Genomic DNA, 22,000 nt, shown 5'->3' on the forward strand with positions numbered 1-22,000 from the left:
TCGCCGGCGCTCAGGCCGCCCACGGCCACCGGGTGTCGTCGGCGGCCTCGAGCAGCGGCACCATCCGGAAGGCGGCGTCCGACAGTCCGCCGAAGGTGTGGCGGTTCCCCTTGCCGGACGGGCCGTGGCCCGCCCGGTGACCGGCCAGGTTCCAGGTGTACACCGGCACGTGCGCCGGGACCTGGTCGGTCGGGTCGCCGTGGCGGCTCGCCGCGTACTGCTCGTCGGTGACGATCAGCACCCGGTCGTGGCCGCGGTAGTGCCGGCGCACGGCCTCGGTGGTGTCCGTGCCACCGAGGTCTCCGAAGCGCTCCAGAATCTTCAGCATCGACTCCTCCTCACGGAACTTGATCTTGTTGCTGGTGGTGCCGAACTCGACGAGGTCGGCGTCGGCCGCCCGCAGTGCGAGCGCCGTGCCGAAGATCGCCGCCGCGTCGGCCCGGTTGAGCTCGGAACGGTCGGACAGCCGTGCGTAGAACATCGAACCGGACCGGTCGACGAGCACCAGCGTCCGGCCGGGCAGCGCCGGCACGTTGGCCAGCGAGTGGCCGAGCGCCCGCTCCAGCGGGTACGCCCAGCGCAGCGACGGCGCGTGCTGGTACGCGGCGAGGTACCGGAAGGGGAACTGCCGCGAGCGCGCGACCTCCGCCGGGTCGCTGATCTTCGCCGCCACCCGCGCCGCGACCTCGTCGGAGACTCCCGCCTCGTCGAAGTTGCGCAGGTTCCGCGTCAGGGCCATCGCCCCCATCGTCGGAATGACCGCCTCCCAGGCCGCCTTGTCCATCGGCCCCTGGAGCCAGCCCGCCAGCGCCTCCCAGGTCATGCCCGCCTCGGCAAGGCGCCGTGCGCCGCCCGCTCCGGTCACGACCCTGCGCCGCTTGGCGGGCCGCAGCGCCATCAGGTCGCGGTGCGCCGCGAGCACGGGCAGCGACCTGGGCACCACGGCCGTGTCGGGGTTGTGCCGGCGGTCGAGGGCGTACCGGAACAGCTCGCCCTGCCACGGCTTGGCCGGGTCCGGCGCGGCGTGCACCAGGTTGAGGATGTCGCCGAAGCGGTAGCCCTTCGAGGCCGTGTCGTACTTCAGCAGCGACTTGCCGTTGTAGAGCCGCCGCACGGCGTCGGCGACACCGCGCTTGACGGGCTTGGGGATGTTGCGGCCGTACGTCGCCGTCCAGTACGCGAGCAGCTCGCCGGGCTCGTCCGGCCGCTGGAGCACGGAGTCCACGACCTGCCGGTTCGAGGGACCGTCGGTGGCGCCCGCCGTCAGACGGGCGTGCACGTACTCGGCGGCGCCCACGATCGCGGCGGTGCGGATGTTGCCCTCGCCGCGCAGCCAGCCGAGCAGGCCGGCCGTCCAGGACGGGTCGTCGACGGCGAGTTCGCGCACCAGCTTCGTGAAGCGGTCGTCGCGGGCCGCGCCGGTCTCGTAGAAGGTCTGCTGGGAGACGAAGTTGGCGATCGCCAGCAGGAACAGCTCGGAGCGGGCGTCCCGCTCATGGCCTCGGCCGCCCTGGTGGGTACGGAGCACCCGGCCCGTGGTGGTCACGGGCGATACGGGCTGCGGCTTACGGGCACGGAAATTGAAGCGCGCCATGGTGAATTCCCCCGAATTCATTGTTCATTCAGTCGTGCATCGGGAGAGGCGCAGCAAAAGGAAGGTGCCCGAGATCAGGGGTCGGCGACGGACTTAGCCAGATGCTCTACCGACTGAGCTACACCGACCTGAAGCCGATGACGGGACTCGAACCCGCGACCGTCCGATCCAATGAAGTAACCGTTGCCTGCGCACCGGGCACCCACCACATGCTGCGCCTCCCGAGATAAAGTCGGCGGCGGCCAGGATTTCTGTTGCAAAGAAGTAGCCGCAGCCCGCGCACCGGGAGGTGCTGTGAAATTGTGGTGTCCAGAGATCGAAGCCGGCGGAACCGACAAGGTGCTCTAACCCCTGAGCTACACCGGCGCGTTGTGCCGGTGGCGGGACTCGAACCCGCGGCCGCCCCATTATCAGTGGAAGTAGGTCCTGCCTTCGCACCTGGACGTGCACCACTTTAGGAGGGCGGCCGCGGATCGAGCGAGTGAATTAACTACCGTTCGGTGCTCAGCGCTTCTGGCGCTTCCACGGCCCCGTGATGGCGAGCATGATTCCCGGGGTCTGGATGTTGGCGAACAGGGTGTGGCCGTCGGGCGAGAAGGTGACGCCGGTGAACTCGCTGTATTCCGGCTCGTCCGCGGTGCCGATGTTCAGCTCGTTGCGGGCGATGGGGTAGGTGCGGCCGCTGTCGGTGGCGCCGAACAGGTGCTGGACGCCCTCGCCGTCCTCGGCGATGACGAGACCGCCGTACGGGGAGACGGTGATGTTGTCGGGGCCGTCGAAGGCGCCGTCGACGGAGGGGTCGGGGTTCACGCCGAGCAGCACCTTCAGGGTCAGGGTGCGGCGCTTGGGGTCGTAGAACCAGACGGCGCCGTCGTGCTGGACGGGGCTCTCGTCACGGGCGTAGGAGGAGACGATGTAGGTGCCGCCGTCGCCCCACCACATGCCCTCCAGCTTGCGGGCGCGGGTGACCTGGCCGTCGGTGAACTGCTTGCGGACGGACACCGACCTGGCGTCGCGGTCGGGGACGTCGATCCAGTCGACGCCGTAGACCGTGCCGATCTTCGTGGCCCGGGAGAGGTCGTCGACGAACTTGCCGCCCGAGTCGAAGCACTTGAAGGCCTGCAGGACGCCGGCGTCGTCGGCGAGGGTGCGCAGTTTGCCCCGGCCGTGGCGGAAGCCCGCCGGCGGGGTCCAGCGGAAGAGCAGGCCGTTGGGGCCCGAGGCGTCCTCGGTGAGGTAGGCGTGGCCGCGCTTGGGGTCGATGACGACCGCCTCGTGCGCGTACCGGCCGAACGCCTTGATCGGCTTGGGGTCGCGGTTGGCCCGGCGGTCCTCGGGGTCGACCTCGAAGATGTAGCCGTGGTCCTTGGTCATGCCGTTCTGGCCGGCCTTGTCCTCGGTCTCCTCGCCGCTGAGCCAGGTGCCCCAGGGGGTGCTGCCGCCGGCGCAGTTGGTGGAGGTGCCGGCGATGCCGACCCACTCGGCGACATGGCCGCCGGGGCGCACCTCGACGACGGTGCAGCCGCCGGCCGCCGCCGGGTCGTAGACCAGGCCCTCGGTGAGCGGGACCGGGTACGGCCAGCTCGCGCGCGGGCCCTTCAGCTCGTGGTTGTTGACGAGCAGGGTCGCGCCGCGCGGGCCGCAGAAGGTGGCGGTGCCGTCGTGGTTGGACGGCGTGATCTCGCCGGACTCCAGCTTGGTCCTGCCGCTGTAGGTGATGACGCGGTACTTGAATCCGGCGGGCAGCGCGAGGATGCCGTCGGGGTCGGGCAGCAGCGGTCCGTAGCCGACCCCGTGGTGCCCGGCGGCCGACGTTCCCTTCGCGTCCCCGGTGTCCGGCGCGGACTCGGTCTCCGTGGACGCGAGGGCGTTCGGCGCGGTGGCGAGGGCGCCTACGCTGCCCGCCAGCGCGACCCCGGCACCGGTGATCGCGGATTTTCTGGCGAAGTCCCTGCGGGTGAGCGACATGGTGTCTCCTGAGACGCGGTGGAAGGCCGTGGAGGGTGGCGGACCTCGGTTCGGCGTCACCGTCCCGCCCATGCCTGAACGGGAGTTGAACGGGGGGCGACCTCAGGGGACCCCGTTCCGTGAATCCGTACGGATCAGGCCACGGGAGCTCCAGGGCCTCCGCGCCGCGGGAGACTCATCCGCCCTGCTGCGACCTCGCCTTGAACGCCGCCTTGCGTGCTTCCTTCGCGATGCGCTTGTCCGGATGCAGCCGTCCCATCGCCTCCAGGACGTCCGGGGTCGCCGGGTGGTCGACCCTCCAGGCCGCCGAGAAGAACCCGCTGTGCTGCTGGGCCAGCCCCTCGACGAGGGCCTGCAGCTCCTCGGAGTTGCCCTCTGCGGCGAGCTGCGCCGCCACCGTGTCGATGGTGAGCCAGAAGACCAGGTCCTCGGAGGGCGCCGGTACGTCCGTCGCGCCCAGCTCGCTGAGCCAGACGCGGGCGAGGCCGCCGAGTTCGGCGTCGTCGAGGACCTCGCGGACGGCGGGTTCGGCCTGGCCGCCGACGAGCGAGAGGGCCTGCTGGCAGCGCAGCCGGCGCAGCGGGGCGCCGGGGTCCGAGCCGCGGGCGGCGGCCAGCAACTCCCGTGCGGCGTCGAGGGGTTCACGGCGGACCAGCCACTGCTCGGTCTCGGCTAGGGCGGCGCCCGAGCCGTAGCCGGAGCTGCCGTCGAGCAGGACGTCGGCGCCCTTGTCGGCGAGGTCGCCGACGGCCGGGGCGTCGAAACCGGCCTCCAGCAGCCGGGCCCGCATCCCGTACACGCCGAGGGGGGTGAGCCGGACCATCCCGTAGCGGGAGACGTCGGCCTCGTCGAAGGAGGCGGAGGGCTCCTCCTCCGGGTCCGCCATCAGGTCCTCGTCGACGGGCCGGTAGGCGACGATCCCGATCGGCTCCAGGAGCCGGAACTGGTCGTCCAGCCGCATCATCGCGTCGGAGACCTGCTCCAGGACGTCGTTGGTGGGCTCGTCCATGTCACCGGGGATGATCATCGACGCGGCGAGGGCGGGCAGCGGCACGGGGGCGTCGCCGGGGCCCTCCTCGCTGGCGGTGAGCAGGTAGAGGTTGCCGAGGACACCGTCGAGGAACTCGGCCTCGGCCTCGGGGTTCCAGTCGAGCCGGGAGAAGTCGACCTCGCCGCCCTCGTCCATGACCTCCATCAGCTCGTCCAGGTCGGGGACGGACGCGTCGGCGAGCACGGTCTCCAGGGCGCCGAGCCAGACGGCGAGGATGTCCTGCGGGGAACCGCCGGTCAGCAGGGCCAGGTCCTCACCGGCCGTGACGGTGCCGGCCTCTTCGTCGACGACCTCCACGAGTCCGGCGTCCACGGCGACCCGCCAGGCCTCGCTCGCGTAGGCGGCGGCGTCGTCCCCGGTCAGCCCCAGCACCTCGGCGGCGGGTGCCAGCTGGTCCTCGACGAGTCCGCCCCCGGCGTCGACCCGGGTGTCGGGGCCGGCCCAGCGGGCGAGCCGGGCGGCCCGGGAGAGCAACGGCGTGGACAGCGCGTCGCGCGCCAGCTCCGCTTCGGGGTGCAGCCGCACCGGCGGGAGGGGGGAGCTGTCTGACATCGGCTGGTTCTCCTAGGGCGCGTGGTGCCACCGGCCCGCTGGGGGCACTGGGCCACTCAGCCTAGACGGGTATGGACCCATGCCGCCCGGTTCATCTCCCCGCCGGGCGGCGTACATGGCCGAAACCTTGACAAGTGGCGTGACCAGGCAGGAGATTGACGCGCGTAGAAATCCGATGGACATCTGTTCACTGTATTTTCTACGCGCGTCGCGTCCGCCCCGCGGACCGCGGCCCCGGTACCACGCTCCACCCTCGTTCCACGTTTCACGCTCCACCCTCGTTCCACGTTTCACGCTCCACCCTCGTTCCACGCTCCACACTGCACCCTCGTTCCAGTTCCACCCTCGTCCCGGCGCTCATGTACGTCCCCGGAGGGATTTCCGTTGCCGAGCAAGAAGTCCGCGCGTCTCGCCGCGCTCACCGTCGCCGCCGTCTGTTCCGCGGCCTCCACCGTCGCCCTGTCCGCGCCCGCGCACGCGGAGACGGTGGCCATCCACTACATCCAGGGCACGACCCGGATGTCGCCGTACGCCGGCCAGGCGGTCACGGGTGTGGCCGGAATCGTCACCGGTGTGCGCACCTACGGGTCGTCCAGGGGCTTCTGGATCCAGGATCCGAACCCGGACGCCGACCCGGCCACCAGCGAGGGCGTCTTCGTCTTCACCAGCTCCACGCCGAAGGTCGCCGTCGGTGACTCCGTCACCGTCACCGGCACGGTCTCGGAGTTCGTCCCGGGCGGTGCCTCGACCGGCAACCAGACCGTCACGGAGATCACCAAGCCGACGGTGACGGTCGTCTCCAGCGGCAACGCGGTCCCGGCCGCGACGGTCGTGAACGCGAAGTCGGTCCCGGCCGCCTACACCCCGGCCGGCGACGCCGCCGCGAGCAACTCGGTCAACGGCCTCACCCTGCGGCCCGGCACGTACGCCCTGGACTACTACGAGTCCCTCGAGGGCATGAACGTCCAGGTCGCCGACGCCCGCGTGGTCACCGCCACCGACCCGTACACCGAACTGTGGGTCACGGTGAAGCCGCGCGAGAACACCAGCAGCCGCGGGGGTGCGCTGTACGGCTCCTACACCTCGCAGAACACCGGCCGGCTCCAGATCCAGTCGCTGGGCGCGACGGCGGACTTCCCCGTCGCGAACGTCGGCGACTCCCTCACCGGCGTCACCGCGGGCCCGCTCGACTACAACCAGTTCGGCGGCTACACCCTCGTCGCGAACCGGCTCGGCACGCTGAAGAGCGGCGGCCTGGAGCGGGAGACGACGCAGAAGCAGAAGAAGGGCGAGCTCGCGGTCGCGACGTACAACGTCGAGAACCTCGACCCGTCCGACGCCACGTTCGAGGAGCACGCCTCCGCGATCGTGAACAACCTGAAGTCGCCCGACATCGTGTCCCTGGAGGAGATCCAGGACAACAACGGCGCGACCAACGACGGTACCGTCGCCGCCGATGTCACGGTCGGCACGCTGATCGACGCGATCGTGGCCGCGGGCGGCCCGAAGTACGACTGGCGCTCGATCGACCCGGCGAACAACACCGACGGCGGCGAGCCGGGCGGGAACATCCGTCAGGTGTTCCTGTTCAACCCGGAGCGGGTCTCCTTCACCGACCGCGCGGGCGGCGACGCGAGCACGGCCGTCGGGGTCACCAAGGTGCACGGCAAGGCACAGCTGACCGCCTCCCCCGGCCGCATCGAGCCGGCCGCCACGGCCTGGGCGAGCAGCCGCAAGCCGCTGGTCGGCGAGTTCGTCTTCCGCGGCCGCACGGTGTTCGTGATCGCCAACCACTTCAACTCGAAGGGCGGCGACCAGGGCCTGACCGCGCAGTACCAGCCGGTGGTGCGCAGTTCGGAGACCCAGCGCCACCAGCAGGCGACGCTGGTCAACGCGTTCGTCAAGGACATCCTCGACACGCAGAAGAACGCGGACGTCATCGCGCTGGGCGACATCAACGACTTCGAGTTCTCCGGGACCGCGCAGCTCCTCGAGGGCGACGGAGAGCTGTGGTCGGCGATCAAGTCGCTGCCGAAGAGCGAGCGTTACACCTACGACTACCAGGGCAACCAGCAGGTCCTGGACCAGATACTGGTCAGCCCGTCGATCAGGCGCGGCTGCGGCCTCGAGTACGACAGCGTGCACATCAACTCGGAGTTCCACGACCAGATCAGCGACCACGACCCGCAGGTGCTGCGCTTCCAGCCGTGACACCTCCGGCCGCGGTCACCGGGGCCGGCTGAACACTCCGTCCAGCCAGCCCCGCCACGCGGTCTCGTTCGCCTCGGCGTCGGCGTCCGGCGCGAAGTCGTGGACGCTGACGCCGACCGGGTAACCCCAGTGGTTCCGGCCGAAGAAGCGGACGAGGGAGGTGTCGCCGCGCAGCCCGATGAAGTAGGGGCTGCTGAAGTCGACCACGGCCTCGAGGAGCCGCTTCTCGGGGCCGCCGACCCGGACGCGCGCGCCGTCGGCCGCGTCGTCCGCGAGGCCGAGCGCCCGCGCCACCGCGGCGAGGGCGTCGGGCGCCTTGGACGCGTCGGGCCCGTCGAAGGTGACGAAGGCGACCGGGCGGCCGTCGAAGTGCGTCAGGTACTGGCGCAGTGTGTGCAGGTAGAAGTCGGTGTGCCGGCCGGCCGCGTCGTACTGGTTGTCCCAGTCGTCGACGAAGATACCGCTGTGCACGTAGCGCACCCACGCGCGCCGGCCCTCGTCGCGGGGCTCGACGGTGTAGTCGAGTTGGTTGAGGGTCTGCTCGGAGATGCCGTCGACGTTCTCGACCCGGTTGGTGTAGCGGTGGGGCGGGTCCCAGACGGTGACCGTGGACCCGAAGGGCCCCTTGCCGCCCTCGCGCGGCTCCGGCGCCTCCATCGGCCACAGCCAGCCGCCGGTCCCCGCGGTGAAGGCGTCCCACACCTGCTGCGGCGTGGCGTCGACCTCGAACTCGCGGGCGATCTCGAATTCCTTGGACATGGTTGGCTCCTGATCACTCACTGTCTGATTCCGTGTTCCGGGCCTGGCTCCGCACCTCGGCCCCGGGCTCGACCGCGGGCTCGGCCCGGGGCTCGACCGCGGGCTCGGCCCGGGGCTCGACCGCGGGCTCGGCCCGGGGCTTGACCGCGGGATGGACGGCCACGACGATCCGGTGGTCGCGGCCGCCTTCGGCTTCGGGGGCGTCGTACTTGCGGATGAGCGCGCTGACACCCGCCGTCAGCTCCTGGACGAACGCGGCCCGGTCCGCGGCCGAGGCGAAGCGCACCTCGCCGTCCAGCGCGTAGGTCGCCAGGCCCTTGCGTGCCTTCGCGGCACCGGTGAGCAGCGAGCCGACATCGCGCACCAGCCGGGCCCCGAGCGCGAGCAGCCAGCGCGCGGACAGCTGGTCCCGGAAGCGGTCCGGATCCGGCTGCACCGGGGCGAGCGCGAGCGGCGAGATCACGTACGACGCCGCGGTGGCCCGCATCAGCCGCTCGGTGACATTGCCCTTGCGGCGCTCTCCGGCCAGCTCGACCAGGCCGTGCCGCTCCAACGCCTTGAGGTGGTAGTTCACCTTCTGCCGCGGCAGCCCGACCTTGCCGGCCAGCATCGCCGCCGACGCGGGTCCGGCCGCCAGCTCGGCGAGCAGCCTGGCCCGTATGGGGTCCAGGGAGACGGCGGCGGCCTCGGGGTCCTCGATCACGGTCACGTCCAGCATGCGTCCACCGTCTCACCGAACACTTTTTTTGTCCAGGCGAATCGAATGTTCGGTGAGTCGGCGGCGAGCGGCCCGGGGTACCGGCGCCCCGCCGTCCCGACCGGCCCCCGAACACCGAACGTGCCGGTCACGAGCGTGGTCCAACGCTCGCGACCGGCACACCTACCGCTTCGATGCCTGCCGCTTCGATGCCTGCCGCTTCGACGGCTACTGCTTGGATGCCTACTGCCTAGACACCTAGCGCTCCGATCCCTACCGCTCCGATCCCTACCGCTACGGCGACTACAGCTACGACGACCACCTCTACGAGGCTCCCGCCTGGGCGCCCACCGCTCCGACCGCTACTGCTGCTTCGCGTTGCGTCGGCCGATCACCCCGGCCGCCACCACTGCCACCGCCGCCGTGCCCACGATCACCACCGGCCACGGGTGCCGGAGGGCGAACCGTACGGGTACCCGGACCGGAGCGGGCGCGGAGCGCTCCGCCGCGCGACCCGCGCGGGCCGCGTTGTCGCCGAGTTCATGGCGAATGTGAAGCGCGTGTTCCTGGGCGGTGTGGCCGACGCGGGCCGCGGCGTCCTGCACGGCGTGCCTCGCACGACCCCCTCGCCCCTGGGCCGAATGACCCGCCCTTTCCTGAACGGCGTGTCCCGCACGCCCCGCCCGCTCCTGAACGGCATGTCCCGCACGCCCGGCCCGTTCCTGAACGGCGTGTCCCGCACGCTCGGCGCGTTCGTGCATGTGATAGCTCGCCTGGGACGCCGTGCTGCGCAGTTGTACGGTCATCGCGCCGGCCCGGTCCATGAGGTCGGCGGCGCGGGCCCGGGTGCGACCGCGGACGTCCGCCCGGGCCGCCAACTCCTCGACCGTGGCCCCGAGCCGGTGCCTGGTCCGCTCGATCTGCCGACGCAGGTCGGCCGTTGTCCTGTCCGTCATCGGTGTGCCCTTTCCCTGATCTCCTCGACGTCGGCCCGGACGCTGCCGAGGGTCTCCTCGGGGGTGGGCGGCGCGGCCCGGCGCAGTTGGCCACGGCCGACCGCGGCCAGCACGCCGGCGATCACGAAGAGCACCGCCGTCACGATGAGCGCGGCCGCCCAGACGGGCAGCGTCAGCGAGAGGGCGGCGACGCCGGTGCCCGCGAGCGCCAGGAGCCCGGCGTACGCGAACGCGCCCGCGGCGCCGAGCAGGCCTCCGCCGCGCCCGGCACGACGCCCCTTCTCGGTGAACTCGTGCTTGGCCAGGGCCAGTTCCTGCCGTACGAGCAGGGAGAGCTGTTCGGTGGCCCGGTTGACGAGTTCGCCTACGGTGCGCCCGTCACTGTGATGCCCGTTGCCGTGGTGCCCGTTGCTGTGGCGTTGGCCGCTGTGGTGTTCGCTGCGGATGGGCCGGATGTCCGTGGTCCCGGTCACGGCGTTCCGCCTCCTCTCGGTTCCGGAACATCCGGGTACCCCCGGCCGACCCCCGCTATCCCCACGGCGACCCTCGACGCCGGAACATCGATACAGGAATGCTTACCTGTATACCGTAGAAGAATTAAGTAGAGCTTCACCTTGATGCGCAAGAGACTACCCGTATGACGACAGCTCGCCCCACGCCCCCGAGTCCGAGTCCGGCTCCCACTCGGTCCGCTGCCCAGTCCGCTGCCCGGTCCCCTGCCCCGTCTTCTGCCCCCGCCCCACGCCCCGCCCCGGTCTTCGGCCGTGCGCTCTGCGCGATGATCACGCCGTTCACCGGGACCGGCGCACTGGATCGCGACGGTGCGCGGCTGCTCGCCGACCGGCTGGTGTCCGCCGGCTGCGACGGACTGGTGCTCTCCGGCACGACGGGCGAGTCGCCGACCACCTCGGACGCCGAGAAGGCGGAACTGGTGGCCGCGGTACGGGAGGCGGTGGGCGACCGGGCGTCGATCGTGGCCGGGGTGGGCACCTCCGACACCCGCCACACCGTCGAACTCGCCCGGGCCGCCGAGAAGGCCGGCGCGGACGGGGTGCTCGTCGTCAGCCCGTACTACAGCAGGCCTCCGCAGGACGCCCTGGAGGCGCACTTCCGGGAGGTCGCGGACGCCTCCGGGCTGCCGGTGATGCTGTACGACATCCCCGGCCGCACGGGCACCCGGATCGAGCCGGACACCATGCTCCGGCTCGCCGAGCACCCCCGGATCGTCGCGGTCAAGGACTGTTCCTACGACTTCCTCGGCGCCCAGAAGGTGCTCTCCCGCACCGAGTTGGCCTACTACGCGGGCTGCGAGGAGCACCACCTCGCCCTGTACGCGGTGGGCGGGGCCGGTTACGTCAGCACGGTCGCGAACGTGGTGCCGGACCGGCTCCGCTGCGTCCTGGACGCGTTCGACGCGGGCGACACCTCCCGGGCCGCGAGGCTCCAGCACCAGGCCATGGAACTGGTGGAGGCGATGATGGCCTCCGGCCTGCCCGGAACCGTCACCGCCAAGGGACTCCTGGGCGACCTGGGCCTGCCGGCCGGCCCGGTCCGGGCACCGCTGCGACCCGCCGACCGCGAGACGGTCGACGGCCTGCGCGCGGCCTACGAACGGCTCATGGCCTGAGAACGGCCCGCGGCCTACGAACGGCTCATGGCCTGAGAACGGCCCGCGGCCTACGAACGGCCCGCGGCCCACAAGCGGGCCGAGGCCCGAGAGCCGGTCGTGGCCTACGAGCGGGTCGTCGCCCGGCCGGATTCCTGAGTCCCCGGCGACGGTCGGCCTGCACCTCTCGCGACACGGACGCCCCGCCCCTGCGTCGGGACCCCCGTGAAATTCCTCCGGCCCCGCGGACGTGCCCACGTACGGTGAGTGCATGAGTCGGCCGCTGCTGTACCTCGACGTCGACGGTCCCCTCAACCCGTACGCCGCCAAGCCTTCGCAGCGGCCGGCGGGCTATACGACCATCAGGGCGTTCGTGGGCCGTGAGCGCCCTCTGCGGGTCTGGCTGCACCCCGGGCACGGCGCCGCGCTGCTCCGCCTGCCCTACGACCTGTGCTGGGCGACGACCTGGATGGCCGAGGCCAACCGCTGGATCGCGCCGGTGGTGGGACTGCCCGAGCTTCCGTACGTCGACTTCGGCGAGGCGCTCTTCGCCCACCGGGCCGACGGGGTCCACTGGAAGACGGAGGCGATCGTCACCCACGCGGCGGGCCGCCCCTTCGCCTGGGTGGACGACGAACAGTCCCCCGCCGACACGGCGTACGTCACCACCCACCACCCGGCACCTGCTCTCCTGCACCACGTGGATCCCCGACTCGGCCTGCGCGAGGAGGACTTCACCACCCTGGCGGAATGCGCGGCAGCACTGCAGGCATGAGGAAGCCCCCCCCCTTTTTCCGGGACACCCACGCACGGTCGAGCTCGGTGGGTGTGACGCGCGGTCGGCGCTGGCAGGTCACCTGCGTGGCCATCGACGAAGCCCGACCGTCGGTTGGGTCCCGGACATGATTCCGGGCCGCCCCCGGACAGGACGGGGATGCAACCATTCCCTTCAGAGCTGGAACCCCCGGAAGCCGACCGCGCGCTCGCGACCATAGCCGCAGCCACTGACAACGCGCCGACAGCCCGCGAACCACCCTGGAGAGGCGCTCCTCATGAGCTTCGACGCGGAACGATCAGCGCGCATCGCCTCCATGCGGGAAACCGCCCGACCCGTCTGGGAGGCAACCGGCGACACGGATACCCTCCAGCAGTTCGGTGACTCACGGTTCCTGGAAATGCGGTAGCCACCCGCCGCGTGGCTCTGTACGTTGCCCCCATGACCGACAAGCAAAGGGGCAATGCCGCGTAGGCGCCCCTCGGCCCTGCGGGCCGACCTCCCCGTCCGCCCTCGGGGGCCGCGACGGTATCCGATCATCGACCGCCTTTCGGGCTCCTGCACAGCCGACCTGCGTCGGCTGGAGCGGACCCGTTTCGGGCCCGAAGCCACCGAAGAGGCCTTCTGGCACTGGAAGGCCCTCGCCCACGGCCCTCTCCGGCAACTCGTAGACCCGCACACGGGTTCTGATTGCGGTGTCCCCCGGTGCGGGTGCTATGGCGCCGGCTTCCGCGGGCACCTCGAAGCCGTGCTTCACGCACTGCCCAGAAAGAGCGCGCGCGAGTTGCGCGCCCTCGTGTGGGCCCTCGACAGGAAGGTTCTGACGAGGGCCAAGGTCATCCCCGCCGAGAGCCTGGAAGTGCCCTGGTGGCCAGGCCGGTTCTAGGCCTCGATCAGAGATCCCACACCTGATCCGGGTCGTCCAGTGCCGCCCGGACCTGTGAGAGGTCACCGATGTTCGCGAGCGGCGAGCTCTTGGCGATGTCGACGATCCCCCGGACGACGGTCTGCAGCACTTCGCCGTTTCCCTCGTCGAGTGCCCTGTCCAGCCGGGTGAACATCTCCTCGTAGAGGCTGCGGCGCTCCGCGAATGCCTGGGCGAAGTAGTCCTTGAGGACGGCTTCAGCGGCCCGGATCCGAGCGACCTCCGTAGCTTCGTAGGCCTCGATCCGGGCTCTCTTGGTGCTCTCCACCTCGTGGATGTGGATGCACTCACGGGCGGCTTCGACGATCTGGTTCAGCGCGGCGAAGCCGTCCATCGCCCAGACCGAACCCCTGGCCGCGTCGACGACCCTTCCTACATGCACCTTGGGCTGGTCAGGCATTTTGCGTCTCCTCGGTCGATCGTCCGTACCTGATGGTGAGGTTCCCGATGCGCTCGTCCAACTCGCCTTCGGCGTCCACGATCGGAGTCGACGCCACGTCGCGGACCGCCATGACCAGCATCATGGCCCGTTGGAAGCGATCGGCGTGCCTCGGCGGATCGAACGGCTCGGACTCCAGGCACTCCAGCGCCTCAAGCGCTCGGAAGGTGAGGTCCGTGAGAAGCTCGCGCAGTTCCGCGGCGCGCGCCTCGACGCCCTTCAGGTGAGCGTCCGTCTCGTCCAGCCCGGCGATGGCCACGGCGATCTCCGCCTCGACCTCCCTCGCCCGGGTCATCGCCTTCGTACCTCGGCCCTTGACGACCAGTCCACCGACGAGCAGCGCGGGACCGATGGTGACGAAGTTGAGCGCCGTGGCCCCCAGGGCCATCCCGCCGCCACCCGATACGAGCGACCCCCCGCCCAGGAAGGCGAGGGTCGCGCTTTCCGCCGCGGCACCCGTCAACCCGGAGATCGCCGCTCCGGTGCTCGCGACTCCGAAGCTGCTCGCCGCCGCCGCGATCCCGGCGCCCGCGCCCGCGCCCGCCGCCGCGGAGCCGAGAACCCCGCCCATCCATGCCACGGCGTCGACATCGAGGCCGCGCAGCCCGGGCATCTGGGCCATGGTGACGTCGATGCCCTCCACCAGCAGCCGCTCGCTCTCGCGCACCTGTCGCTCATGGCGGCGCAGGAAGTCGCCCATGCGTACGACGACATCGATGAGCGCCTGCCGCTGCTGCTCCCCCAGTGCGGCGAGGACCGTGTTCGTCGCCGCCCGCGCCTCCTCGGCCCGGGCCAGGCGTCGCTCGTACTCCTGGCCCGCCTCCTTGACCCGGTCCTTCGAACGCTTGAGGTCGTGGGCGCCTTTGCCGCCCAGGGCGACCCCGCTACCGCCGGTCGCCACACCGACACCAATGAGAACGATTGGGATGAAGAACGGCACGATCCCCCCTCGGATGCCCCATGCCCCCGCGCGACCAGCAGGTTCGACCTCCCGCTGTGTCTTGGTCAACGATGGCAGAAAGGCGCCTTGCCGCGGGACGTCTTCGGTCGATCGGTCGTCTGTCGACCGACGGCACCGACGGCATCGACGGTCACGGCGCCCGACAGCCCCCGGACGGAGGCTCCTTCGCCGCTGACGGTTGCCCACGCGCCGCACGAGCGCCCTCCCGGGCCGTCCTGGGGCCGTGGAAGGGCGCTCGATGGTGACCGGTGCCGACGGCTGCCGGCAGCTCGGCAGCAGGTCAGGACGTTGATCGTGGGGACGGCCGCAGGTCGCGGCCGCCGGTGATCAGTTGTGGCTGTGCAGGATCTCGTTCAGGCCGCCCCATACCGCGTTGTTCGGGCGGGCCTCGACCGCGCCGGTGACCGAGTTGCGGCGGAAGAGGATGTTCGAGGCGCCGGAGAGGTCGCGGGCCTTGACGATCTGGCCGTCGGGCATGGTGACCCGGGTACCCGCGGTGACGTAGAGGCCGGCCTCGACCACGCACTCGTCGCCGAGGGCGATGCCGACGCCCGCCTCGGCGCCGATGAGGCAGCGCTCACCGATGGAGATGATCACGTTGCCGCCGCCGGACAGCGTGCCCATCGTGGAGGCGCCGCCGCCGATGTCCGAGCCGTCGCCGACGATGACGCCCGCGGAGATGCGGCCCTCGACCATCGAGGTGCCGAGCGTGCCCGCGTTGAAGTTGACGAAGCCCTCGTGCATGACCGTGGTGCCCTCGGCGAGGTGGGCGCCGAGGCGGACCCGGTCGGCGTCGGCGATCCGGACGCCCTTCGGCGCGACGTAGTCCGTCATGCGCGGGAACTTGTCGATGGACGTGACCTGGAGGTGCAGACCCTCCGCGCGGGCGTTCAGACGGACCTTCTCGACGTCGTCCACGGCTACCGGGCCGAGCGAGGTCCAGGCGACGTTCGCGAGGTGGCCGAACATGCCGTCCAGGCTCTGCCCGTGCGGCTTCACGAGCCGGTGGGAGAGCAGGTGCAGGCGCAGGTAGACGTCGTGGGCGTCGAGCGGCTTGTCGTCGAGCGAGACGATGACCGTGCGGACCGCGACCACCTCGACGCCCCGGCGGGCGTCCGGACCGACCGCCTTCGCCGCACCCTCGCCGAGCAGTTCCACGGCCTTCTCCGCGGACAGGCGCTCGGTGCCGGACGGGCCGGGCTCGGCGACGAGCGCGGGCGCGGGGAACCAGGTGTCGAGAACAGTGCCGTCAGCGGCGATCGTGGCGAGGCCGGCGGCCGCGGCGCCGGTGGTGCGGGGAACAGTCGTGTCGGTCATGAGGGCAACCTAACCGGCAGGGGGCCGCAGAGGCCAACCCGCACAGCGGTGTCTCAGGACGCGGGCCGCGCGCCCCGCCGACCTGGTGAGTTTCTCTTGGGAACCAACTGTGCCAGCATGGCCGTCAGCGACGGGAGGAGGCCCATGGCCCGCAGGACGAGCCTGGAGGATTCCGGCTGCGCCATCGCGCAGGCGCTGGACGTCGTCGGCGACTGGTGGACCCTGCTGATCGTCCGCGACACCGCCCGCGGAGTGCACCGCTTCGACGAGCTCCAGCGCGAACTCGGCCTGTCCCGCAAGGTGTTGACCGAGCGGCTGCGGCTGCTCGTCGAGGCCGGGGTACTCGCGCGGGTGCCGTACCAGGAGCGCCCGGTGCGCCACGAGTACCGCCTCACCCCGCGCGGCCGGGCCCTGTTGCCCGTCCTGGTCGCCCTCCAGGACTGGGGCGATGCCTGGGTCCTGGGCGACGGCAGCACCACGGCCACGGCCGAACAGGCGTCCGCGGAGGCCCGGCGGGTGCACGCGCTGACGGGCACCCGGCTGCCCGCGCTCCGGCTGGTCGACGACCAGGGCTCGCCGCGCGATCCGGTCGCCGACGACGCGCTCCACACCGTTCTCTACTGCTTCCCCGGCGCCTACGCCCGCCCCGAGGCCTACCCACCGGGCTGGGCGGAGATCCCGGGCGCTCCTGGCTGCACGCTGGAGTCCCGCACCTACCGCGACGGGCTCGCCGGGTTCCGCGCGGCGGGCGCGGCGGTGCACGGGGTGTCCACCCAACGCCCGGACGAGCAGCGCGCGTTCGCGCGGGAGGAGCGGCTGGGCTTTCCGCTGCTGTCCGACGCCGAGCTGACGTTGATCACCGCGCTGCGGCTGCCGACGTTCCGGGCGGCGGGGGCGAGCCGGCTGAAACGGCTGACCCTGGTCGTGGACCGGGAGCGGGTCGTCCGGCATGTGCAGTACCCGGTGACGGACGTGGCGGGGAGCGTGGAGGAGGCGCTCGGCGTCGTCCGGCGCCTGGGCGAGGAAACCCCCGGAGCGACACCTGAGGAACCCACGGGAGCGAGGGACCCACAGGAGCGGAAGGGCGCACGGGAGTAGAGGGGCGCACGGGAGCCGAGAGACCCAGGAGCGGAGAGACCACGGGAGCGGAGGGATCGGCGGCGGGGACGGGGACGGGCCGGGTCAGCGTTTCGGGATGAGCCGGGTCAGCGCCTCCCTCGCGTACTCCTCGTCGTAGGGCGCGTCCGTCAGCAGTACCTGGAGGCAGATCCCGTCCATCAGCGCGACCAACGCGCGTGCGGTGAGGGGATCGACGTGCCCGGCGAGGAGGGTGGCGAGGTCCTCGGCCCACTCGGCGGCCACGGGACGCAGCGCGGGCCGTCGCAGCGCGGCCAGGTACAGCTCGTACTCCAGCTCGACACCGGTACGCTCGCCGGCCAGCCATTCGCCGAGCATTCCGGCCAGTTCGGCGGGCAGGTCGAGGCGGGTGTCCGTCAGCCCCCCGTGCGCCGCGACGGCCTTGGCGAAGCCCTCGTTGGCCTGCCGCAGGGCGGCGATCATCAGTTCGTCGAGGGTGGCGAAGTGGTAGGTGGTGGAGCCGAGGGGCACGTCCGCCTCGGCGGCGACCGAGCGGTGAGTCAGTCCGGCCAGCCCCTTCGCCCCGACGACCCGGATCGCCGCGTCGATGATGCGCTGCCGCCGCTCGGGGTCGTGACGCCGGGGCATCAGTGCGCACCTCCCAGGTTCAGTACGACCACGCCCCCGACGATCAGCAGGATGCCGACGGCCTTGGTGGGCGTCAGGGACTCCCCGAACAGGGCCAGCCCTATGACGGCGATGGCCGCGGTGCCGACCCCGGCCCAGATCGCGTACGCCGTGCCGATGCCGACGGTCTTGAGGGTCTGGGCGAGGAGCAGAAAGGAGACGACGTAGCCGGACGCCGTCAGCAGCGAGGGCCAGAGCCTGCTGAAGCCGTCGCTGTACTTCATGGCGGTCGTCGCGGCCACCTCGGCGGCGATGGCGCCGGCGAGCGTCAGGTATCCCATGTGTACAAGCGTACACAGTGATGCGTACGACCGTACACATCGCTGCCCGCCGGACTCCCGAACGACTCCCGGGCGACGCACGCCGGACCCCCGCCCGACCGACTCCCGCTCGCCGCACGCCGGGGCCCCCGCTGGCTCCCGCTCGCCGCACTCCGGACCCCGCCGGACGCGCGACCGGCCGCCACCCCCATCCCAAGTCGACCCAAGTCGCCGCGAAGCGGGAAGCGTTGTCGATGCGGAGTCGAAAGCGTTATGGAAAGCGCTCACCCAAACGGATGAACCTGAGCCACCGGTTCCACTACTGTTTCACCGTTCACACACCGGGTCATCGCAGCCGCGGCCGCCGTCAGGGAACGCCGCTGGAGGAACAGCGCATGCCAGACAACAAGTCCCGGCCCTCTCAGGAACAGCCCTGGGAGAACGGCTGGGCCCCGGACACCTCCCGGGCACCCGGAACACGGCGCCTCTGGCTGGCCGGCGGTCTCGCCGTCGCCACCATCGTGGCGTGCGTGACCGCAATCGCCTTGAACGACAAGCCCGTTGACGACAAGTCGCAGGCCCGTCAGGGACAGACGCTGTCGGACGAGGAGACGGAGGGCGGCCTGATCTCCTTCGCCACCCCCTCCGCGAGCGGGTCGCCGACCCCGACGGGGAAGCAGAGCACGACCGCGTCCGCGTCGCCGAAGACCTCCTCCTCCCCCGAGGCGCAGGGCAGTTCGACGCCACACGCCCCGGCCGCGCCGTCCGCGTCGTCGACGACCAAGCCGTCCGCCCCCGAGCCGGCCGTTGTCCGGCGCTCGGTCCGCTCGGTCAACTACCCCGACCGCTACTGGCATGTGAGCGGCGGTCTGGTGAAACTCGATCAGGTCGGCGGGTCGGAGTCCCGTGCGGACTCCACCTTCACCGTGGTGAAAGGCCTGGCGGACAGTTCCTGCGTCACCTTCGTCACGGCGGACGGCACGTACCTGCGGCACCGCGACTTCGTCCTGCGCGCCGAGCGCAACGACGGCTCGGCCCTCTTCAAGCAGGACGCCACCTTCTGCGCCGTCCCCTCCTCCTACGCCTCCGGCGCGGTGATGCTGGAGTCGGTGAACTACCCCGGACGTTTCCTGCGCCACAAGAACTTCGCACTGCGCCTGGACGCGTACGGCTACGGCTCCAACCATCGCGAGGACTTCTCGTTCAACCTGGTGGACGGGCTGGCCTGAGCGCACACGAGAGCGGCGGCACCCGGTGGGTGCCGCCGCTCTCGTGTGCGGGAGGCAAGAGATGCCAGGCGGGTCTCGGGCGACCCGGCCGGAATCTCAGACGTTGAAGCCGAGCGCGCGAAGCTGCTCGCGGCCGTCGTCCGTGATCTTGTCCGGGCCCCACGGCGGCATCCAGACCCAGTTGATGCGCAGCTCGTTGACCAGACCGTCCGTGGCGGACTTCGCCTGGTCCTCGATCACGTCCGTCAGCGGACAGGCCGCCGAGGTCAGGGTCATGTCGATCGTCGCGATGTTCGCGTCGTCGATGTGGATGCCGTAGATCAGCCCGAGGTTGACGACGTCGATGCCCAGTTCGGGGTCGACGACGTCGTACAGCGCCTCGCGGACTTCCTCTTCGGAGGCCGGCTTCATCTCAAGGGTCTCGCTCATGCCGTCTTCCTTTCGGCGTCGGCTCCGCCCAGGGCTTGGGCCGTCGCGTCCTTCCACGCCATCCAGCTCAGGAGGGCGCACTTGACCCGGGCCGGGTACTTGGAGACGCCGGCGAACGCGACCGCGTCCTCCAGCACCTCCTCCATCGCGTCGTCGGGCTCGATCCTGCCCTTGGACTGCATCAGCTCCAGGAAGGTCTCCTGGATCTTCTGCGCCTCCGCGAGATCCTTGCCGACCAGCAGGTCGTTCAGGACGGACGCGCTGGCCTGGCTGATCGAGCAGCCCTGGCCCTCGTAACTGACGTCCTCGATCTTCGTGCCGTCGTACTTCACACGGAGGGTGATCTCGTCGCCGCAGGTCGGGTTCACATGGTGCACCTCGGCGTCGCCGTCGCGCAGACCACGCCCGTGCGGGTGCTTGTAGTGATCCAGGATGACTTCCTGGTACATCGAGTCCAGCTTCACGGTCTCAGCTCACGCCCCTCAGCCGAAGAAGTTCCGTACATGCTCCAGACCGTCGACCAGAGCATCGATCTCGGCCGGCGTGGAGTACAGATAGAACGACGCTCGCGTGGTCGCGGGAATTCCGTAGCGCAGGCAGACGGGCCGGGCGCAGTGGTGACCCACCCGGACCGCGATGCCCTGCTCGTCCAGCACCTGGCCCACGTCGTGCGGGTGGATGTCGCCGAGCGTGAAGGAGATCGCCGCACCGCGGTCCTCGGCCGTCGCCGGGCCGATGATCCGCAGGTCGGGGACCTCGGTCAGGCGCCGCACCGCGTACTCGGTGATCGCGTGCTCATGGGCGAGGATCTTGTCCATGCCGATCGCGGACAGGTAGTCGATGGCCGCCCCCAGACCGACCGCCTGCGCGATCGGCGGGGTGCCCGCCTCGAACTTGTGCGGCGCCGGGGCGTATGTCGACGAGTGCATCGACACCGTCTCGATCATCTCGCCGCCACCGAGGAACGGGGGGAGGTCCTCGAGCAGCTCCTGGCGGCCCCAGAGGACGCCGATGCCGGTCGGGCCGCACATCTTGTGGCCGGTGAAGGCCACGAAGTCGGCCTGGAGGGCCTGCACGTCCATCGGCATGTGCGGCGCGGCCTGCGAGGCGTCGATCAGGACCAGGGCCCCGACCTCCTGCGCACGGCGCACTATCGCCTCGACCGGGTTCACGGTGCCGAGGATGTTCGACACCAGCACGAAGGAGACGATCTTCGTCTTCTCGGTGATGATCTCGTCGATGTTGGAGAGGTCGAGCCGGCCGTCGTCGGTCAGGCCGAACCACTTCAGCTTCGCGCCGGTGCGCTGCGACAGCAGCTGCCACGGAACGATGTTGGAGTGGTGCTCCATCTCGGTGATGACGATCTCGGTCTCGTGGTCCACGCGGTAGGGCTCGTCGGCCCAGCCCAGCATGTTCGCCACGAGGTTGAGCGACTCGGAGGCGTTCTTGGTGAAGATCACCTCGTCGCGGCTCGGCGCGTTGATGAACGCGGCGACCTTGTCGCGCGCGCCCTCGTACAGCGCCGTGGCCTCCTCGGCGAGCACATGCACACCGCGGTGGACGTTGGCGTTGTAGCGCTCGTAGTACTCGTTCAGGGCGTCCAGTACCTGGCGCGGCTTCTGCGAGGTCGCCGCGTTGTCCAGGTACACGAGCTTCCTGCCGTCGTGGACCTGCCGGTCCAGGATGGGGAAGTCCTTGCGGATCGCCTCGGTGTCGAGGAGGCCCGGCAGCTGTGTCACGCGGATACGCCACCCTTCGTGTATGCCTCGTAGCCCTCGTTCTCCAGCTTGTCGGCGAGCTCGGCGCCGCCGGACTCGACGATGCGGCCGGCCGAGAAGACATGGACGAAGTCGGGCTTGATGTAGCGCAGGATGCGCGTGTAGTGCGTGATCAGCAGGGTGCCGACCTCACCGGTCTCGCGGACCCGGTTGACGCCCTCGGAGACGATGCGAAGGGCGTCGACGTCCAGACCGGAGTCCGTCTCGTCGAGGATCGCGACCTTGGGCCGGAGCAGCTCCAGCTGGAGGATCTCGTGGCGCTTCTTCTCGCCGCCGGAGAAGCCCTCGTTGACGTTGCGCTCGGCGAAGGAGGTGTCCATGTGGAGACGCTCCATGGCCTCCTTGACCTCCTTCACCCAGGTGCGCAGCTTGGGGGCCTCGCCGCGGATGGCGGTGGCGGAGGTGCGCAGGAAGTTCGACACGGAGACGCCGGGGACCTCGACCGGGTACTGCATGGCGAGGAACAGGCCCGCGCGGGCGCGCTCGTCGACGGACATCTCCAGGACGTCCTCGCCGTCGAGCAGCACGGTGCCGCCGGTGATCGTGTACTTCGGGTGGCCCGCGAGGGAGTAGGCGAGCGTCGACTTGCCGGAGCCGTTCGGGCCCATGATGGCGTGCGTCTCGCCCTGCTTCACGGTGAGGTCGACGCCCTTGAGGATCTCCTTCGTGGCGTTGTCGGCCTCGACGGTGACGTGCAGGTCTCGGATTTCAAGCGTTGCCATGGGTGCC

Annotated in this window: 21 protein-coding genes and 1 tRNA gene; 5 read left to right on the forward strand and 17 right to left on the reverse strand. The window is 70.8% G+C overall.

Translation table 11 applies throughout. The features are described from left to right. Positions 1-10: 10 nt before the first annotated feature. The 4 genes from ASD48_RS00690 to ASD48_RS00700 all read right to left on the reverse strand — a co-directional run bounded on the left by ASD48_RS00690 (position 11) and on the right by ASD48_RS00700 (position 5,165). Complete coding sequence (locus tag ASD48_RS00690) at positions 11-1,594, reverse strand: TROVE domain-containing protein (protein ID WP_057599352.1); 1,584 nt, start codon at positions 1,592-1,594, stop codon at positions 11-13. A 375-nt stretch (positions 1,595-1,969) separates the two neighbouring features. Beyond that, a tRNA-Ile gene (locus tag ASD48_RS44050) sits at positions 1,970-2,039 on the reverse strand. A gap of 59 nt (positions 2,040-2,098) precedes the next feature. Continuing rightward, the gene (locus ASD48_RS00695) at positions 2,099-3,562 is read right to left on the reverse strand and encodes an alkaline phosphatase PhoX (RefSeq protein ID WP_057599353.1); all 1,464 of its coding nucleotides are present in this window, start codon (positions 3,560-3,562) and stop codon (positions 2,099-2,101) included. 175 nt (positions 3,563-3,737) lie between these two features. Beyond that, positions 3,738-5,165, reverse strand: a complete 1,428-nt coding sequence (locus tag ASD48_RS00700; RefSeq protein WP_057599354.1) for a hypothetical protein — start codon at positions 5,163-5,165, stop codon at positions 3,738-3,740. Between the two features lie 384 nt (positions 5,166-5,549). Here ASD48_RS00700 and ASD48_RS00705 point away from each other — a divergent pair, with 384 nt between their 5' ends. Beyond that, a complete protein-coding gene (locus ASD48_RS00705) occupies positions 5,550-7,376 on the forward strand; it encodes an endonuclease/exonuclease/phosphatase family protein (protein ID WP_057599355.1) in 1,827 nt (608 codons plus the stop codon). Between the two features lie 15 nt (positions 7,377-7,391). On the opposite strand, the gene ASD48_RS00710 is transcribed toward ASD48_RS00705, so the two are convergent. The 4 genes from ASD48_RS00710 to ASD48_RS00725 all read right to left on the reverse strand — a co-directional run bounded on the left by ASD48_RS00710 (position 7,392) and on the right by ASD48_RS00725 (position 10,261). Then, positions 7,392-8,135 (reverse strand): hypothetical protein, encoded by a 744-nt coding sequence (locus tag ASD48_RS00710; RefSeq protein WP_057599356.1) that lies wholly within the window; start codon positions 8,133-8,135, stop codon positions 7,392-7,394. Positions 8,136-8,148: 13 nt separating this feature from the next. Then, entirely contained in the window at positions 8,149-8,853 is a 705-nt protein-coding gene (locus ASD48_RS00715; RefSeq protein WP_079073555.1) for a winged helix-turn-helix domain-containing protein, read from the reverse strand. Positions 8,854-9,194: 341 nt separating this feature from the next. Further along, positions 9,195-9,788: a DUF3618 domain-containing protein gene (locus ASD48_RS00720; RefSeq protein WP_057599357.1), complete on the reverse strand. Its 594-nt coding sequence runs from the start codon at positions 9,786-9,788 to the stop codon at positions 9,195-9,197. Beyond that, positions 9,785-10,261: a phage holin family protein gene (locus ASD48_RS00725; protein ID WP_057599358.1), complete on the reverse strand. Its 477-nt coding sequence runs from the start codon at positions 10,259-10,261 to the stop codon at positions 9,785-9,787. The genes ASD48_RS00720 and ASD48_RS00725 overlap by 4 nt, the downstream gene beginning before the upstream one ends. A 164-nt stretch (positions 10,262-10,425) precedes the next feature. On the opposite strand from ASD48_RS00725, the gene dapA reads away from it, so the two are divergent. Both dapA and ASD48_RS00735 read left to right on the forward strand, forming a co-directional pair. Next, complete coding sequence (gene dapA / locus ASD48_RS00730; protein ID WP_079073556.1) at positions 10,426-11,415, forward strand: 4-hydroxy-tetrahydrodipicolinate synthase; 990 nt, start codon at positions 10,426-10,428, stop codon at positions 11,413-11,415. Positions 11,416-11,665: 250 nt separating this feature from the next. Next, complete coding sequence (locus ASD48_RS00735; protein WP_057599360.1) at positions 11,666-12,169, forward strand: hypothetical protein; 504 nt, start codon at positions 11,666-11,668, stop codon at positions 12,167-12,169. Positions 12,170-13,062: 893 nt separating this feature from the next. Here the strand turns inward: ASD48_RS00735 and ASD48_RS00745 are convergent. The 3 genes from ASD48_RS00745 to dapD form a co-directional block, all read right to left on the reverse strand. Continuing rightward, on the reverse strand, positions 13,063-13,494 hold the full coding sequence (locus ASD48_RS00745; protein WP_057599362.1) for a hypothetical protein: 432 nt from the start codon (positions 13,492-13,494) through the stop codon (positions 13,063-13,065). Further along, complete coding sequence (locus tag ASD48_RS00750; protein WP_242432476.1) at positions 13,487-14,434, reverse strand: hypothetical protein; 948 nt, start codon at positions 14,432-14,434, stop codon at positions 13,487-13,489. The genes ASD48_RS00745 and ASD48_RS00750 overlap by 8 nt, the downstream gene beginning before the upstream one ends. Positions 14,435-14,821: 387 nt before the next feature. After that, entirely contained in the window at positions 14,822-15,811 is a 990-nt protein-coding gene (gene dapD / locus ASD48_RS00755; RefSeq protein WP_057599363.1) for a 2,3,4,5-tetrahydropyridine-2,6-dicarboxylate N-succinyltransferase, read from the reverse strand. 144 nt (positions 15,812-15,955) lie between these two features. Here dapD and ASD48_RS00760 point away from each other — a divergent pair, with 144 nt between their 5' ends. Further along, positions 15,956-16,909 (forward strand): winged helix-turn-helix transcriptional regulator, encoded by a 954-nt coding sequence (locus ASD48_RS00760; protein ID WP_057599364.1) that lies wholly within the window; start codon positions 15,956-15,958, stop codon positions 16,907-16,909. A gap of 84 nt (positions 16,910-16,993) precedes the next feature. Here the strand turns inward: ASD48_RS00760 and ASD48_RS00765 are convergent, their stop codons facing one another. After that, on the reverse strand, positions 16,994-17,536 hold the full coding sequence (locus tag ASD48_RS00765) for a TetR family transcriptional regulator C-terminal domain-containing protein (RefSeq protein ID WP_057599365.1): 543 nt from the start codon (positions 17,534-17,536) through the stop codon (positions 16,994-16,996). Beyond that, positions 17,536-17,856 (reverse strand): multidrug efflux SMR transporter, encoded by a 321-nt coding sequence (locus ASD48_RS00770; RefSeq protein ID WP_057599366.1) that lies wholly within the window; start codon positions 17,854-17,856, stop codon positions 17,536-17,538. Before ASD48_RS00770 ends, ASD48_RS00765 begins: the two co-directional genes overlap by 1 nt. A 374-nt stretch (positions 17,857-18,230) precedes the next feature. Here ASD48_RS00770 and ASD48_RS00775 point away from each other — a divergent pair, with 374 nt between their 5' ends. Then, entirely contained in the window at positions 18,231-19,064 is an 834-nt protein-coding gene (locus ASD48_RS00775) for an AbfB domain-containing protein (protein ID WP_057599367.1), read from the forward strand. A gap of 96 nt (positions 19,065-19,160) precedes the next feature. Here the strand turns inward: ASD48_RS00775 and ASD48_RS00780 are convergent, their stop codons facing one another. From ASD48_RS00780 to sufC, 4 genes are read right to left on the reverse strand one after another with little or no spacing between them, the layout of a single operon-like run. Further along, positions 19,161-19,493: a metal-sulfur cluster assembly factor gene (locus ASD48_RS00780; protein WP_020130530.1), complete on the reverse strand. Its 333-nt coding sequence runs from the start codon at positions 19,491-19,493 to the stop codon at positions 19,161-19,163. Continuing rightward, on the reverse strand, positions 19,490-19,957 hold the full coding sequence (sufU, locus tag ASD48_RS00785) for a Fe-S cluster assembly sulfur transfer protein SufU (protein ID WP_054239147.1): 468 nt from the start codon (positions 19,955-19,957) through the stop codon (positions 19,490-19,492). Before sufU ends, ASD48_RS00780 begins: the two co-directional genes overlap by 4 nt. Positions 19,958-19,975: 18 nt before the next feature. Further along, complete coding sequence (locus ASD48_RS00790) at positions 19,976-21,232, reverse strand: cysteine desulfurase (RefSeq protein ID WP_020130532.1); 1,257 nt, start codon at positions 21,230-21,232, stop codon at positions 19,976-19,978. Continuing rightward, positions 21,229-21,993 carry a Fe-S cluster assembly ATPase SufC gene (gene sufC / locus ASD48_RS00795; protein ID WP_020130533.1) on the reverse strand — a complete coding sequence of 255 codons (765 nt, stop codon included), beginning with the start codon at positions 21,991-21,993 and terminating at the stop codon, positions 21,229-21,231. Before sufC ends, ASD48_RS00790 begins: the two co-directional genes overlap by 4 nt. Positions 21,994-22,000: the final 7 nt, after the last annotated feature.

Origin of the sequence: Streptomyces sp. Root1310 (assembly GCF_001426425.1) — a bacterium.
GTDB lineage: Bacteria > Actinomycetota > Actinomycetes > Streptomycetales > Streptomycetaceae > Streptomyces.